Annotated in this window: 11 protein-coding genes; 1 reads left to right on the top strand and 10 read right to left on the bottom strand. The window is 64.7% G+C overall.

Annotated elements, in window-relative coordinates:
- Nucleotide 1: 1 nt before the first annotated feature.
- The 10 genes from guaD to AC57B6_RS02210 all read right to left on the bottom strand — a co-directional run bounded on the left by guaD (nucleotide 2) and on the right by AC57B6_RS02210 (nucleotide 13,177).
- Nucleotides 2-1,384, bottom strand: a complete 1,383-nt coding sequence (gene guaD, locus AC57B6_RS02255; protein ID WP_252888325.1) for a guanine deaminase — start codon at nucleotides 1,382-1,384, stop codon at nucleotides 2-4.
- A gap of 106 nt (nucleotides 1,385-1,490) precedes the next feature.
- Nucleotides 1,491-2,543 (bottom strand): adenosine deaminase, encoded by a 1,053-nt coding sequence (locus AC57B6_RS02250; RefSeq protein WP_252888324.1) that lies wholly within the window; start codon nucleotides 2,541-2,543, stop codon nucleotides 1,491-1,493.
- A gap of 96 nt (nucleotides 2,544-2,639) precedes the next feature.
- On the bottom strand, nucleotides 2,640-3,653 hold the full coding sequence (gene xdhC, locus AC57B6_RS02245) for a xanthine dehydrogenase accessory protein XdhC (protein ID WP_102857454.1): 1,014 nt from the start codon (nucleotides 3,651-3,653) through the stop codon (nucleotides 2,640-2,642).
- Nucleotides 3,654-3,742: 89 nt separating this feature from the next.
- Complete coding sequence (gene xdhB / locus AC57B6_RS02240; RefSeq protein ID WP_496420628.1) at nucleotides 3,743-6,181, bottom strand: xanthine dehydrogenase molybdopterin binding subunit; 2,439 nt, start codon at nucleotides 6,179-6,181, stop codon at nucleotides 3,743-3,745.
- Nucleotides 6,181-7,734 carry a xanthine dehydrogenase small subunit gene (gene xdhA, locus AC57B6_RS02235; protein ID WP_496420627.1) on the bottom strand — a complete coding sequence of 518 codons (1,554 nt, stop codon included), beginning with the start codon at nucleotides 7,732-7,734 and terminating at the stop codon, nucleotides 6,181-6,183. The genes xdhB and xdhA overlap by 1 nt, the downstream gene beginning before the upstream one ends.
- Before the next feature lie 425 nt (nucleotides 7,735-8,159).
- Nucleotides 8,160-8,669 carry a disulfide bond formation protein B gene (locus tag AC57B6_RS02230; protein WP_028200111.1) on the bottom strand — a complete coding sequence of 170 codons (510 nt, stop codon included), beginning with the start codon at nucleotides 8,667-8,669 and terminating at the stop codon, nucleotides 8,160-8,162.
- 178 nt (nucleotides 8,670-8,847) lie between these two features.
- Nucleotides 8,848-10,227, bottom strand: a complete 1,380-nt coding sequence (locus tag AC57B6_RS02225; RefSeq protein ID WP_406867454.1) for an amidase — start codon at nucleotides 10,225-10,227, stop codon at nucleotides 8,848-8,850.
- A 75-nt stretch (nucleotides 10,228-10,302) separates the two neighbouring features.
- Nucleotides 10,303-10,983, bottom strand: a complete 681-nt coding sequence (locus tag AC57B6_RS02220; RefSeq protein ID WP_496420626.1) for a GntR family transcriptional regulator — start codon at nucleotides 10,981-10,983, stop codon at nucleotides 10,303-10,305.
- A gap of 144 nt (nucleotides 10,984-11,127) precedes the next feature.
- Complete coding sequence (locus AC57B6_RS02215; RefSeq protein WP_028200108.1) at nucleotides 11,128-12,480, bottom strand: MFS transporter; 1,353 nt, start codon at nucleotides 12,478-12,480, stop codon at nucleotides 11,128-11,130.
- Between the two features lie 7 nt (nucleotides 12,481-12,487).
- Nucleotides 12,488-13,177: a DUF2848 domain-containing protein gene (locus tag AC57B6_RS02210; RefSeq protein ID WP_496420625.1), complete on the bottom strand. Its 690-nt coding sequence runs from the start codon at nucleotides 13,175-13,177 to the stop codon at nucleotides 12,488-12,490.
- 211 nt (nucleotides 13,178-13,388) lie between these two features.
- On the opposite strand from AC57B6_RS02210, the gene AC57B6_RS02205 reads away from it, so the two are divergent.
- The gene (locus AC57B6_RS02205; RefSeq protein WP_046568052.1) at nucleotides 13,389-15,146 is read left to right on the top strand and encodes a cation:proton antiporter; all 1,758 of its coding nucleotides are present in this window, start codon (nucleotides 13,389-13,391) and stop codon (nucleotides 15,144-15,146) included.
- The last annotated feature ends 41 nt before the right edge of the window (nucleotides 15,147-15,187 follow it).

The following is a 15,187-nucleotide window of genomic DNA, read 5'->3' as shown; positions in this document are numbered from 1 at the left end:
ATCAGGCTGCGATTTTCGCCGCGCGCGGTGCATGCTGACGCACATCGTCGCGACGATGCACACGCTTGCCTGCCGCATACGTTTCGTAGATCGCGCGGTCGTCGCCGAGCAGCGCGAACGCGAACAGCAGTTCTTCGAGCGATTCCGTGCGTGCGGTGCGGCGCGCGAGCAGCGGCGTGGCTTGCGGATCGAGAACGACAAAGTCGGCTTCCGACTTCGGCTTCAAGGTGCCGACCTTGTCGGCCAGATCGAGTGCTTCCGCTGCCCCTGCGGTGGCCAGATAGAACATGCGCGTAGCCGTCAGATGATGGCCGCTCAGGCGCGCGACCTTGTGCGCCTCGTTCATGGTTTGCAGCATCGAGAACGAGGTGCCGCCGCCGACGTCCGTGGCGAGCGCGATCGGCGTGCCGGCTTCGTCGGCTTTGTCGAAGTCGAACAGGCCGCTGCCGAGGAACAGGTTCGAGGTCGGGCAGTGCGAGGCGACCGTGCCGGTTTGCGCCATGCGCTTGCGGTCTTCGTCGTCGAGGTAGATGCAGTGGCCGTACACCGCGCGGCGGCGCAGCAGACCGTAGTGATCGTAGATGTCCAGGTAGCTGCGGTGTCCCGGGAACAGATCGGCGACCCACTTCACCTCGTCGGTGTTTTCGGCCACATGGCTCTGGATGAAGATGTCCGGATGCTTGCCCGCCAGCACGCCGCACGCTTCGAGCTGCGCCTCGGTCGAGGTCGGCGCGAAACGCGGCGTGAGCGCGTACATCTGGCGGCCACGGTTGTGCCAGCGGCCGATCAGCTCGGCGCTGTCGTCATAGCCCGATTGCGCGGTATCGCGCAGGAATTCCGGGCAGTTGCGGTCCATCAGCACTTTGCCGGCCACCATGCGCAGATTGCGCGCTTCGCTTTCGGTGAAGAGCGCGTCGGCCGAGTCCTTGTGGACCGTGCAATACACGAGCGCGGTGGTCGTGCCGCAAGCCAGCAGTTCGTCGACGAAGAAGCTCGCCGTGTCGCGTGCATAGGCCGGGTCGGCAAAGCGGCGCTCCGTCGGGAACGTGTAGGTGTCGAGCCAGGGCAAGAGCCCGGGCGCCGGCGACGCGATCATGTCGGTTTGCGGATAGTGGATGTGCGTATCGATGAAACCCGGCACGATCAGCTTGTCGCGCATCTCCTGCACATGGGTGCCCGGCGCGAGTCGGGACGCGAGCTCGGCATACGCGCCTGCTGCGACGACATGGCCGTCTTCGACGATCAGCAAGCCGTCTTCGTTGAAGACCGCTGCGTTGGGCGATTGCGCGGGGTCGCCATTGAAGGTCAGCAGTTGTGCGCGGAAGGCTGATTGGGCGGGTTGGGCCGAGGGTGCCGGTGGTGCCGGTGGTGCCGATTGAGTCATGAGAAAAACCGTCTCCGTATTGTGGGGAGCTACGCAGCACGGGCGACGGTTTTAGTCTGGCTCTGAAACGAACCCGTGCCGCCGCCGGCTGCTATTCATTGGCCCGTCAGTGCGGGCCGCCTGGGTGCCAGTGCGCGTCGAGCTTCGCGATCAGTTCGCTGCGTTGCTCGGGCGTGACGAACGACGCTTCGAAGCTGTTGCGGATGATCGTGTAGACCTCGGCATCGTTGAGCTTCAACGCGTCGATGATGGCGAAATAGTTGGCGTTCACGTAACCGCCGAAATAAGCCGGATCGTCGGAATTCACCGTGACGGCGACGCCGCGATCGAGCAGGACCTTCAGTGTGTGTTGAGTCATGTCGTCGAACACGCAGAGCTTGAGGTTCGACAACGGGCACACGGTCAGCGCGACGCGTGTGTCGGCGAGGCGCGTGACGAGCGCCGGATCTTCGATGCTGCGCACGCCGTGGTCGACGCGATCCACGTTCAGCAGATCGAGCGCTTCGTAGATATACGAGGGCGGCCCTTCTTCGCCCGCATGTGCGACCAGTTTCAGACCGAGCGCGCGCGCCTTGGCGAACACGCGTTCGAACTTCGACGGCGGATGGCCGCGCTCCGACGAATCGAGCCCCACGCCGATCAGGCGGTGTTTGTATTGCTCGAACAAGGGCCGCGCTTCTTCAAAGGTTGCGAGCGCATCTTCTTCCGATAGATGGCGCAGGAAGCACAGAATCAGCTTGCTCGTCATGCCGCGCTTTTCCGCGTCGGCGAGCGCGCGTTCGATGCCGGCCACTGCCGTTGCGATCGGTACGCCACGCTCCGTGTGCGTCTGCGGGTCGAAGAAAATTTCGCTGTGGATCACGTTGTCGGCGAGGCAGCGTTCGACATAGGCCATCGTCATGTCGTAGAAGTCCTGCTCGTGCAGCAGCACGCTCGCGCCGGCATAGTAGATGTCGAGAAACGATTGCAGATCGGTGAACGCGTACGCGGCGCGCAAGGCGTCGATCGAGTCGTACGCAAGCTTCACGCCGTTGCGCTCGGCGAGCGCGAAGATCAACTCGGGTTCGAGCGAGCCTTCGATATGGATGTGCAGCTCGGCCTTCGGTGCGCGAGCGGTTTTCTCGACGAGCGATAGTGAGGTAGCGGTTGTTGTATTCATGGTCGGTCAGGAGTTCGTTGGAGTCGGTTCGCGCCGGATGCGGGATGCGTGGCAGGATGCAATCGCGTTCGGGCGGCAGGTCGATTGTGCTGCAAATCAGACCGTCTGCGCCGCATGCGCGCCCGCATTCGCCTCCACGGCTTGCAATACCTGGGCGGCCGCCGAGATCGCGATGATCTCCGGCGACTTGTCGACGATACCGTCGACGCCAAGCGGGCACTTCATCCGCGCAATCTGCGCAGGGTCGATGCCGCGCGCGGCCAGCCGATGTTCGAACTGCTTGCGCTTGGTGTGCGAGCCGATCATGCCGAAGAACGCGAAATCGCCGCGCCGCAGAATGCGCTCGGCCAACTCGAGATCGAGCGCATGGTTGTGCGTCATCACGATGAAGTACGTGTGCGGCGCGGCCTGGTCGATCGCTTCGTCGGGCGCGTCGTTCGGATCGATCTTCACATTCGGCGCATGCAGCGTTTCCAGCGGCGGGAACTGCGCGTCGCGTTCGTCGACCCAGCGCACGGTGCAAGGCAGCGTGGCCAGCACGCGAACCAGCGCCGCGCCCACGTGACCGGCGCCGAACAGCACGACCTGGAAGTCGCCTGGCGCGATGGTCTCGGTGAGCAGCGCGCCGCTGTCGTCGAAACCGGCGCCGTCCCATAGCAGGCAGTCGGCGGCATCGACACCCGGCTCGGGGTCGGACAGCATCACCGCATCCGGTGCGGGGCCGAATGATACGCTACGCACCGTCGATTGACCCGCGGCCACGCGTTTTGCGAGCGACGTGATCCAGCCGAGATCGCCGATGTCGAGGCGCTCGAAGGCGAGAATCACCGCCCCGCCGCAGCATTGGCCGAGACTCGGCCCAAGCGCGAAGCGTTCGAGGCGGCGTGCGTGCGGCGAGCGCATGCCGTCGCGCAGCACCTGGCGGGCGGTCTCGATGGCTTTCCATTCGAGGTGTCCGCCGCCGATCGTATGTTTGGCCGATTCGCGCGTGACGATCATCTTGGTGCCGGCTTCGCGGGGCGCCGACCCTTCGACGCGCGCGACCGTTACCAGCACGGCGGCGTCGCCGTGCGCGAGCAGTTGTTGCAGGTCAGGTAGCCAGGCTTGCATCCGGCGGTTCTCCATACAGGGCCGCGCGGGGTGTCCGTGCGGCCGGTTGAGCGTGGCGCGGCGCGTTCGTGTCGCGTCGGGCCCTGGCTTTAAATTGCTGAAATCGTTGTGGTTGGGGACGCGCTTGCCGCTTGCGTCGACTGTCCGGTTGCCTGATCGTTTGCGCTCGTCGGCGGTTGCAACGCGTCCAGCGCGTCGAGAATCGCTTCGGGTGTCGCCGGTGCGCGCAACGGCGGCGCATGGTCCGCATCCGGCGCCGCGGCCGCAATCGCGTCACGAATCGCGAGGAATACGGAGAACGGCAGCAACAGGGGCGGCTCCCCCACGGCCTTCGAATGGAACACCGTCGGCTCGGCGTTGCGGTTCCGATAGAGCTGCACGTTGAACGCCGCCGGCGTATCGCTCACGGCGGGAATCTTGTACGTCGACGGCGCGTGCGTCATCAGGCGGCCATCGCGGTTCCACCACAATTCTTCCGTGGTGAGCCAGCCCATGCCCTGAATGAAGCCGCCTTCCACCTGGCCGATATCGATCGCCGGATTGATCGATTGGCCGGCGTCGTGCAGCACGTCCGCGCGCACCAGTTTCCATTCGCCGGTCAACGTGTCGATCACGACTTCCGACACCGCGGCTCCGTATGCAAAATAATAAAACGGGTGACCGGTTAGCGTTTGCGCGTCCCAGTGCACTTTCGGCGTCGTGTAGAAACCGTCCGACCACAACTGCACGCGCGCCAGATACGCCGCGCCGACCAGTTGTTCGAACGGCATCGCACCACCGTTCACCGACACTTCTCCGTTGGCGAATTCCACCGCGTCGGCGTTGCCGCCCAACTGCCTCGCGGCGAGTTCCGCGAGCCGGTTGCGAATGGTCCGCGCCGCCGCTTCGGCGGCTTTGCCGTTCAGGTCGCTGCCGGTAGAGGCCGCCGTCGCCGAGGTGTTGGCGATTTTCGACGTATCGGCCGCCGTGACGCGCACGCGCGAAAGCGGCAACCCGAGTTGATTCGCGACAACCTGCGCGACCTTCGTGTTGAGCCCCTGGCCCATCTCGGTGCCGCCGTGATTGACGAGCACCGAACCGTCTTTGTACACATGCACCAGTGCGCCGGCCTGATTCAGAAACGGCACGTTGAACGAGATGCCGAACTTCACCGGCGAGAACGCAAGGCCGCGTTTGAGCACCGGGCTCTGCGCATTGAACGCGGCGATCGCTTCGCGGCGCGCGCGGTAGTCGCTGGTTTCCAGCAACTCGTCGGTCAGCGGCGCGATGATGTTGTCTTCGACGCGTTGTCCGTACGGCGTCGTATCACGTTCACCGATCCCGTAGTAGTTGGCGAGCCGCACGTCGAGCGGATCGCAATGCAATTGACGCGCGATGCTGTCGAGCATTACTTCCATCACCAGTGCGCCTTGCGGGCCGCCGAAACCGCGAAACGCGGTGTTCGACTGCGTATTCGTCTTGCAGCACAGCGCGACGATGTCGACGTCGGACAGGTAGTACGCGTTGTCGAAGTGACAGACGGCGCGCGTTGCGACTGCGCCCGACAGGTCGGCGGAATAGCCTGCTCTCAGCGCGATTTCCACGCGTGCGCCGAGAATCCGGCCGCTATCGTCGAAGCCGGCTTCGTACTCGTAGACCGCATCGTGCCGCTTGCCGGTGATCATGAAATCGTCGTCGCGATCGGCGCGTAGTTTGACCGGGCGGCGCAGCAGTTTCGCAGCCAGCGACGCCACGCACGCAAACAGCGCCGATTGCGATTCCTTGCCGCCGAAGCCGCCGCCCATGCGCCGGCATTCGCACACGACGTTATGCGCCGGCCAACCGAGCATATGCGCGACCACCTGCTGCATTTCGCTTGGATGCTGCGTCGAACTGTAGACCAGCATGCCGTCCATTTCCTTCGGCACGGCGTACGCGATCTGGCCTTCGAGATAAAACTGTTCCTGGCCGCCGACCTCGAACGTGCCGCGGATCCGATGCGGCGCGGCGGCAATTTTCGCCTCCGGGTCGCCCCGCTTCAGGTGTAGCGGCGGCAGGACGAACTGCTTGTTGGCTTTCGCTTCGGCGGGCGTGAGGACGACTTCGAGCGCTTCGTAGCGCACCACGTCGTCGCTTTTGGCGAGCGCGGCGGCGCGGCGCGCGAGTTCATGACTCTCGGCGATCACCGCGAACACCGGTTGGCCTAGATACAGCACTTCGTCCACCGCGAGAATCGGATCGTCGTGCAGCACCGGGCCGCAATTGTTCTCGCCGGGGATATCTTCGGCAGTCAGAACCGCGACGACGCCAGGCGCTTTTCGTACGGCATCCAGATCGAGCGACACGATCCGCGCGTGCGCGTGCCGCGAGAGTCCCAGCGCAGCGTGCAGTGTGCCTTGCAATTCGGGAAGATCGTCGGTGTAGATGGCCTCGCCGCTCACATGCAGCGTGGCGGATTCGTGCGGCAGCGACACACCGATTGCCGTCTCGCTTTCCTGGGCGGCAGCGTGCCTCGCGGCAGGTTCGACAAAAGCATCGGTCCGGTTCATCACGACGGCTCCTTTGCAACGGCCACGGCACCGTCCGTCGCACCGGATTCGTACGCGAACGCATTCACGTCGCAGAGCGCGAGCGGCGCTTCATCGCGTGTTTCGAGGTGGAAGCGCCACAGCAGATTGCGCGCGACCTTGAGCCGGTAGGCGCTGGATGCGCGCATGTCGGTGAGCGGCTGGTAATCGGCGACGAGTGCGTTCATCGCTTGCCGCGCGGTGCTTTCGTTCCATGTTGCGCCAGTGAGCGCAGCTTCGGTTTGCGCGGCGCGTTTCGGGGTCGCGGCCATGCCGCCGAAGGCGATGCGGGCATCCGTGATCAGGCCGTTTTCGCCGATGTGCAGCGCAAACGCGGCGCACACCGCGGAAATGTCCTGATCGTAGCGCTTCGACACTTTATACGTGCGGAACCGCAGATCGCGAGCCGGACGCGGCACGCGCAGCGCCGCGACGAATTCGCCGGCCGCGAGCGCGGTTTTCTGATAGCCGAGGTAGAACGCGTCGAGCGTCAGCGTGCGGGTTTTGGCGCCGTGGCGCAGCACGACTTCGGCGCCGAGCGCGAGCAGCGCGGGCATCGAATCGCCGATCGGCGAGCCGTTCGCGACATTGCCGCCGAGCGTGCCGGCATTGCGGATCGGCAGCGACGCGAAACGCGTCCACAACTCAGCGAGCTCCGGATAATCGACGGCGAGCGCCGCGTAGGCGTCTTCGAGCGTGACCGCCGCGCCGATTGTCAGCGTCTGCGCATCGCGTTCGATCGTCTTCAATTCGGCGACGTTGCCGATATACAGAATGTCGCCGAGATCGCGGAACTGCTTGGTGACCCACAAACCGACGTCGGTGCTGCCGGCCAGCAGGCGCGCCTGCGGATGTTCGGCGCGCAGTCTGGCGAACGCGTCGAGTGTGAGCGGCGCACGGAAGACGGGCGAGCCGAATTCGGCGCCGCGCGTATCGGGCGCGCTGTATTCGAAGGTGTCACGGCGCTGGATCTTACGCAGCGTGTCGGCGACCGCTTTGCGGTCCAGCGTCACGCGGGGATATTGCGGATAGTCGAACATCTTCTGCGATGCGTCGACAATCGGGCGATAACCGGTGCAGCGGCACAGATTGCCTGACAGCGCGGCGTTGATTTCGTCACGTGTGGGCAGGCCGGCGGCGGCCGGCTGGTTTTCGTACAGCGCCCACATCGACATCACGAAGCCGGGGGTGCAGAAACCGCACTGGGAGCCGTGGCAATCGACCATGGCCTGCTGGACGGGGTGCAGGGCGCCGTCGGCGGTGCGCAGATCTTCGACGGTGAACAGGGCTTTGCCGTCCAGCGTCGGCAGGAACTGTATGCAGGCGTTGACCGCTTTCAGCGCGAGGCTGCCGTGCGCATCCAGTTCGCCGATCACGACCGTGCAGGCGCCGCAGTCGCCTTCCGCGCAACCTTCCTTGGTGCCCGTGCAATGCAAGTCGTCGCGCAGGTGCTGAAGCACGGTGCGCGCCGCCGGGACGCCCGCGACCTCACGGACGGACCCCTGGTGATAAAAGCGGATGGTTTGCGTTGTCATGGCGAATCCGAAAGACAGTGCGGACCGGGCGCGCGTTACGCATGGGGTCGCGCCAAAGCCGGCCTCGCGCACGTAGATCGCCATCCAGTTCCGAAGATAGCATTACCTTGTCCCGAAAATATTTCCCAACTCGCATGAAGCTTATTCGGAAGCGGTCATGTGATTGATACGATTCGCGCCGCGCCGGGAAGTTGCGTGAGGCGGGGCGGATGGGGGGAAAACCAGGCGGGGTGGGTCGGAACGGGGCGTGAAGGGCGCTGCGTATGTACCTGCAGGGGCGCCGGTGGTGCGGTTTTGCCGACTCTACGGGGCCAGAGCCGACATGAAAACGCCGGCCTTCGAGCCGTCGTAAAAAACGGTCCAAAGGCCGGCGCGAAGCCGGTTAAGTCAACCTAAGCAGCCGAAAAAGCTGGCTCGGGGCGCGTTCAGTCGAAACGGCGGCGATTCTTGACGAGGCTCAGCGCCAACGGCACGAAGGCCACGACGAAAGCCACCAGCGACCAGGTGGGCAGCGACAGACCCAGAATCGGCGGATAGGCCGTTTCGCAGAGCCCCGCCACCTTGAAGACGCCGGGCAGCCAGTGCGCGGGCGGCAAGCTGTCGACGACCGGCTGCAGCGCGTCGAAACCGCAGCTAAAACCCGGATTGGCCTGCACATACACGTGCCGCGCGGCGGTCACGATGCCGGCGAGAGCCGACAGCGCCGCCAGCACTTCCAGCAGCCGCACGCCGCGCCAGCTGTTGAAGCGCGCACCGAGAAACGCAAAAATCGCGATCAGCAGGAAGAAATAGCGCTGGATGATGCACAGCGGGCAGGGATCTTCATGCAAGCCGTATTGCAGATAGAGCGCGCCGGCGACGAGGCCGACGCAGATCAGGCCGAGCAGAACCAGCAGGGAGCGCTCGCGGCGCAGCATCGCATTGTCGTTATTCATGGGTCGTGTGGCTGTCTGGAAACGGAAAGGGCGGGTGCCCGCGATTCTAGCGCGAACCCCCGCCCTGGCGCTTATCGCGCTTTTAAGTCGCAATCCGGCTGAATGCCCGCTCGGTGCCCTGCTCAGTGCCCCGCTCAATGCCCATTCGTTGCCCGCTCGGCGCCCCGAGCGTCCTTGGTCAGCGAATCGCGTTGAGTACCGCCTCGGCGCCGCGGCCGATGGCCAGCAACGCGTCGTCGGCGTGCGGCGCGCCCGCCAGCATCAGACCCACCGGCGCGTCGCCGCGCAGATGGCAGGGCAGCGAGAGCGCGCAGGCGTCGAGGAAGTTGAACGCGCTCGGATTGCGCAGGATCAATGCGTTGGTGCGTCCGAAAGCGTCGTCATCGTGAATCAGATCGGCCACGCGCGGCGGCAGCACCGGCACGGTCGGCGCGACAACCGCGTCGAAGCGTTGCCACAGCGTGCGCGCGGCTTCGTCGAGCATGGCCTGGCGCTCGGCGAGCAGGTCCAGATAGTCGGCGGCGCTGGCGGGTTGGCCCTTGAGAATACGCACCAGCACGCGCGGGTCGTACTGCTCGCGGTGCTTTTCCAGCAGCGGACGGTGCCACGCGTACGCTTCGATCGGGGAAAAGCCGAAGCGGTTGATCTCAGGCAGACGGTCGAGCGGCGCGAAGCGCACTTCCGTAACGATAGCGCCGGCCGCTTCCAGATGCTTGAGGGCCGTGTCGATTGCGGCGGCGACTGCCGGTTCGACACCGTCGGTCACGAAATTGGTCAGCACGCCAAGGCGCACGCCTTCGAGCGGCCGGGCCGACGGAATGCGCGGCTCAAGCCCGGCCAGCATGCGATCGACCAGCGCGCAGCAGGCGACCGAGACGCCGATCGGCCCGAACGAGTCGAGCGTCGGAGAAAGCGGCACGCCGCCCTGCTTGGGGATACGGTCGGCGGTGGGCTTGAAGCCGGTCAGGCCGCACAGCGCCGCCGGGATGCGGATCGAGCCGCCGGTGTCGGTGCCGAGCGCGACGGCCGCCATGCCGTCCGCGACCGACGCCGCCGCGCCCGACGACGAACCGCCCGAAATCCGCTCGTCGCCCTTCACGCCGCGCCGATACGGCGACAGCGGGTTCCCGTAATGCGGATTCAGGCCGAGTCCGGAAAACGCGAATTCGCTCATGTTGGTGCGCCCGACGATCACCGCGCCCGCCCGTTTCAGTCGCGCGACGGCGACAGCGTCCGCCTTGGCGGCGGGCGCGTCGGCTAGCACCACGGAGCCCGCGCGAGTCGGCTGGCCTTCGATATCGAACAGGTCTTTGACCGACACCGGAATGCCGGCGAGCGGCGACAGGACCGTGCCGGCGGCGCGCAGGCGGTCGTGCGCATCGGCGGCGGCCCGGGCGCTGTCGGCGTCGACGTGCATGAAGACGGCGGCGCCCTGGCCGGCCGGCTCGGCGATCCGTTCGAGCGCGGTTTCGACGAGCGCGCGGCTCGTGGTGCGGCCGGCGGCGAGGTCGGCGGCAAGCTGGGCTAGCGGCGGGAAGGGCGTGAATTCAGTAGCCATGGTGTCGGGGGAATCCGGTTGAACCGGCTGAAACCGGTCGAGGTCGATTGGTTGCGTACGATGAAATGCGATCGATCAGATGCGGCTGAACAAGGTCGCGCGAAACGCTTCGATATGCTTTTGCACCGATTGGCGGGCGCCTTCGGCATCGCGTTCGCGCAGCAGGCGAAACAGTTCCAGATGTTCTTCGTGGACGTCTTCCAGATGATGCGGCTCGGACAGCGAAATGAACCAGAAGCGCAGCGAGCGTTCATGCAAGCCACGCAGGATGTCGGCCAGCACCGGATTGCGCGAGGCCGCCGAAATCGCCAGATGAAACTCGCGGTCGATGTCCATCATGCCTTCAATATCGTGCGCGGCGACGCAAACCGCCGAGCGTTCGAGCAGGGCCTGCATCGCGTCGAAATCGTGTTGCTGCGCATGGCGCGCGGCCAGCTCGACGCAGTAGCTCTCGTTGACGAGCCGCACGTCGATGATCGCCAGCACGTCGTCGAGTGACACCGGCCGGACCATGATGCCCTTTCTCGGCATGATGGTGAGCATGCCTTCGTGCACCAGCCGGTGCAGCGCCTGATGAACCGGCGTTCTGCCGATGCCCGTCAACGCCATCAATTCTGCTTCGTTGAGCACCTCGCTCGGCCGCAGACGCATCGTGATGATCTCGCGCTTGACGAAGGCGTAGGCCTGTTCGGCGAGACTCGCCGAGGCGGTTTCGCGGGGGGCACTGGAGCGGCGGGCGGTCTGCAAAAGCGTCATGTGAAGAAAGAGCGGGCGGTGTCGTCCGCATTGTAGAGCAAGGTTTTGCGCGGACGGCGGTCGGCGGGCGATTGCTCGCCGGCCGTCGTTTGCGTATGACGTACGGCTGCGTGTCATCTGCAATCACGCAGACCGCGCCGCATGTCAGGCGCTCCTCGGTGTGACCGCAGCGGCGTGCTGCACCTTGACGCGCGGCATCATCAACGTGACGAGGCCGCCGACGATCAACGCGCCCGCGATCAGCACCAGCCCGAAGGTCACGCTATGCGTCGCATCCTTGACGATGCCGAGCACGTAAGGGCTCACATAGCCCGCCAGATTCGCAATCGAGTTGATCACGGCGATGCCGGCAACGGCCGCGGTGCCTTGCAGGAAGGTGGTGGACATCGACCAGAAAATGCCGAAGCCCGCCAGAATGCCGATATAGGCGATCGACAAACCGGTGACGGCGAGCGGAATCGAATTCGTCACGGAGGCGCTGCCGAGCAGACCCGCCGCGCCGATGAAACAGCACACGGCGTAGTGCCAGCGCCGTTCGCCGGTGATATCCGACGAGCGTCCGATCAGGATCATGCCGATACCCGCCGCAAGGTACGGAATCGCGGTGACGAAGCCGTTCGTGACGAGATTCGTGACGCCGAGATCCTTGACGATCTGCGGCAGCCAGAACGAGAAGCCCGCGTTGCCGGTGACGAGGCAGAAGTAGATCAGCGTAAGCAGCCAGAAGCGGCCCGAGCGCAGGGCAACCGAGAGGCTATGCTCGGCGCCGGCTGCCGCGGCGGCGGTGTTTTCGCGCGCGAGGCGGCCGAGAATCACGCGCTTTTCGTCGTCGCTCAACCAGGCGGCTTCGGCGGGTGTGTTGCGCAACACGGCGAGCGCCCAGAAGCCGGCGAGGATCGACGGAATGCCTTCGATCAGGAACATCCACTGCCAGCCGCGCAAGCCGTGCGCTTCGTGCAGCGCCGACATCAGAAAGCCCGACAAGGGCGCACCGATGATGCCCGCGACCGGAATTGCCGCCATGAACACGGCGACCATCCGCGCGCGCCGGTCGGACGGAAACCAGAAGGTCAGATACAGCACCACGCCCGGCACCAGCCCGGCCTCGGCGACGCCGAGGAAAAAGCGCAGCACGTAGAACATCGTTTCCGAGCGCACGAACATCATCAGGCACGACAGCAGCCCCCACAGCATCGTGATGCGGGCGATGGTGGCGCGTGCGCCGAATTTTTTCAGCAGCAGATTGCTCGGCACTTCGAACACGAAATAGCCGAAGAAAAAGATCCCCGCGCCGAGGCCATACGCCGCATTCGAAAGGCCGAGGTCACCGGTGAACTGCAGCTTCGCGTAGCCGATGTTGACGCGGTCCAGGTACGACAATACGTAGACGAGAAACAGGAACGGCATGATGCGCCAGGTGATCTTGCGCAGGGCGGCGGCCTCGATCCACGCGTCGGAAGACGTGTCGGCGTTGGCGGATAGCGGGGGGGTGCTCATGGGTGCCTCATTCGACGATGGGGAGCGCGTGCACGCGATAAGCGTGGCGCAGTGTGCGTTTCAGGACGGGGTCGTGCAACTCAAGCTCGAGCGCGTCGCCGTCGACCATGCCGACGATGCCGCCTTGTACGGCCAGCGTGCCGCAGAACATCGCGGCGCCTTCTGCCACGGGCGCGCGTTCCAGCAGGTCGGCGGCCGGCAGCAGCGACGCGACGCTGCCTTGCTGATAGACGCGCCGCTCGCCGTTGCCGGTCACGGCGAAAGCGCGCAGTTCAAGCTGATCCCAGTGGCCGGCCACGTCGTCGAAGCGCCACGCGTCGCGCGCGACCGGTTTTGGGCAGACCTGTTTGGAGACGGTGACGCCATAGGCCTCGACTTCGCGATCGGTGTGATCCGAGCCGACGGTGACGAGCAGTCCGGCTTTCGAGCGGACCAGCACGCATTCGGCTTCGCCGCTGGATTTCACGCCAACCACATCGATCTGTTCGGCCTGGGTCAGCAGTTCGGCACCGAGGCGGTAGAAGCAGGGCGTGGTCGACGGCCGCTTAACGCCGAGTTCGGCCAGCTCGGCGATGTGATGCTCGATCGCCGCCTGGTCCCGGCCGGCCCAGCCTGCAATTGTCAGACGATTCACCTCGACGATATCGGCGTGGCTGTCGCCGGAACGATCTACAACATTGAAGGCCACCTGCTGCATCACTCGACTCCCAAGAAAATATGCGGAAAATATTATTGTGATATTTCACTGGTGTCCAGCGTGTCAAAAAAGTTTCGGATGAAACGGCCGGCCGGTTCGCTGGCGGTTCGACCAATCCCGCGTCCTCCCGGCGTTTGCGCGTTGCCGGCCGGTCGCATGAGTACGTTACACTGCGTTTTTTAAGACATTACTTTTTGTAAGGGACGCATCCATGCATCATGGCATCGGCTTCATTCAGGACCTGGCGGTCGTGATGGCGCTCGCCGGCGTCGTCACCGTGCTGTTCCATCGCCTGAAACAGCCGGTGGTGCTGGGCTACATCGCCGCGGGCGTGATCATTGGGCCGTACACGCCGCCGTTCCAGCTGATCCACGACGAGCAGACCATCCAGACGCTCGGTGAACTCGGCGTGGTGTTCCTGATGTTTTCGCTTGGGCTCGAATTCAGCTTGCGCAAGCTCTTTAAGGTCGGTGCGACGGCGATCGTCGCGGCGCTTTCCGAAATCGTGTTGATGCTGTGGATCGGTTACGAGATCGGCAGCGCATTTGGCTGGAGTTCGATGGACTCACTGTTTCTCGGCGCGATTCTCGCGATCTCGTCGACCACCATCATCGTCAAGGCGCTCTCCGAGTTGGGTCTCAAGCGCGAGAGCTTCGCGCAACTGGTGTTCGGGATTCTGATCGTCGAGGACATCCTCGCCATTGCGATGCTGGTGCTGCTCTCCGGCATTGCGCAGACGGGCGAGCTGAGCGCCGGGGTCGCCGTCGTAACGCTCGGCAAACTGCTGCTCTTCATGACGGTGTCGCTCGTGGTCGGCATTCTGGTCGTGCCGCGTGCGCTGAACTATGTGGCGCGCGCCAAAAGCGACGAAATGCTGCTGGTGTCGGTGCTCGGCTTCTGTTTCGGCTTCTGTCTGCTGGTGGTGAAGCTCGACTACAGCATGGCGCTCGGCGCATTCCTGATCGGCGCGATCATGGCCGAGTCGCGCCATCTGCATCGCATCGAGCATCTGATCGCGCCGCTGCGCGACGCTTTCTCGGCGATCTTCTTCGTGACGATCGGTCTGATGCTGAACCCGACCGTGCTGCTCGACTACGCGTGGCCGATTGCGGTGATTACGGTGGCGGTGATCGTCGGCAAGATCGTGTCCTGCGGGCTCGGCACGTTTCTCGCCGGCAAGGATGGGCGCACGGCGATGCGGGTCGGCATGACCGTCTCGCAGATCGGCGAGTTCTCGTTCATCATCGCCTCGCTCGGCCTGACGTTGAAGGTGACGAGCGCGTTTCTGTATCCGATCGCGGTAGCCGTTTCCGCGTTGACCACGCTTTTCACGCCTTACCTGATTCGCGCCGCCGATCCGTTGACGCAGCGCCTCGGCCGCGCCATGCCGCCCACGCTGGCCAATGTGTTCAGCATGTATGGACAGTGGCTGCGCAGTTTGAGCACCGGGAGCGGTGAGCCGACGCTGTTCAGCATGACGCGGCGGATCATTCTGCAGATTGCCGTCAATCTTGCGCTGGTCGCGGCGATCTTCCTGATCGTGTCGTATAGCGCGCCGTACACCGGCACCTTGCTCTCGCACTGGGTGGCGTCCGAGCCGATGCAGCGCGTGGTGCTGTGGAGCATTGCGCTGGTGCTGTCGCTGCCGTTCCTGGTGGCGGTCTATCGAAAGACCAAATCGCTCGCGCTGTTGCTCGCCGAAGTGAGCGTGCAGCCGGCGACCGCGGGGCGCTTCACCAGCGCGATCCGTTATGCAATTTCGGATCTGGTGCCGGTGGTTTCGATGGTCGGCGTATTTCTGCTGGTGGCGGCGCTCTCCGGCAGTATCTTGCCGCCGACCGGCCTCCTGACCGTGGTGCTGCTGTGCGCCGCGCTGCTGCTGGCGCTGGTCTGGCGCTGGTGCGTGAAAATCCACGCGGCGATGCAGATCGCTCTGCGCGAAACCTTTGAAGAGCAGCCTGATCCCTGAACGCGTTGATCTCACGCCTTGAGTTGCAACCTTGAGCTGCA

The sequence above is a fragment of the Paraburkholderia sp. BGA-UO-ETr-F12 genome (assembly GCF_059567945.1).
This window is presented reverse-complemented; position numbering and strand designations above follow the sequence as displayed.

Bases quoted from the DNA above. Each gene is read 5' to 3' on its own strand.
- xdhC (WP_102857454.1), bottom strand. From the start codon at position 3,653: ATGCAAGCCTGGCTACCTGACCTGCAACAACTGCTCGCGCACGGCGAC.
- xdhB (WP_496420628.1), bottom strand. From the start codon at position 6,181: ATGAACCGGACCGATGCTTTTGTCGAACCTGCCGCGAGGCACGCTGCC.
- guaD (WP_252888325.1), bottom strand. From the start codon at position 1,384: ATGACTCAATCGGCACCACCGGCACCACCGGCACCCTCGGCCCAACCC.
- AC57B6_RS02210 (WP_496420625.1), bottom strand. From the start codon at position 13,177: ATGCAGCAGGTGGCCTTCAATGTTGTAGATCGTTCCGGCGACAGCCAC.
- AC57B6_RS02205 (WP_046568052.1), top strand. From the start codon at position 13,389: ATGCATCATGGCATCGGCTTCATTCAGGACCTGGCGGTCGTGATGGCG.
- AC57B6_RS02230 (WP_028200111.1), bottom strand. From the start codon at position 8,669: ATGAATAACGACAATGCGATGCTGCGCCGCGAGCGCTCCCTGCTGGTT.
- AC57B6_RS02225 (WP_406867454.1), bottom strand. From the start codon at position 10,227: ATGGCTACTGAATTCACGCCCTTCCCGCCGCTAGCCCAGCTTGCCGCC.
- AC57B6_RS02215 (WP_028200108.1), bottom strand. From the start codon at position 12,480: ATGAGCACCCCCCCGCTATCCGCCAACGCCGACACGTCTTCCGACGCG.
- AC57B6_RS02250 (WP_252888324.1), bottom strand. From the start codon at position 2,543: ATGAATACAACAACCGCTACCTCACTATCGCTCGTCGAGAAAACCGCT.
- AC57B6_RS02220 (WP_496420626.1), bottom strand. From the start codon at position 10,983: ATGACGCTTTTGCAGACCGCCCGCCGCTCCAGTGCCCCCCGCGAAACC.
- xdhA (WP_496420627.1), bottom strand. From the start codon at position 7,734: ATGACAACGCAAACCATCCGCTTTTATCACCAGGGGTCCGTCCGTGAG.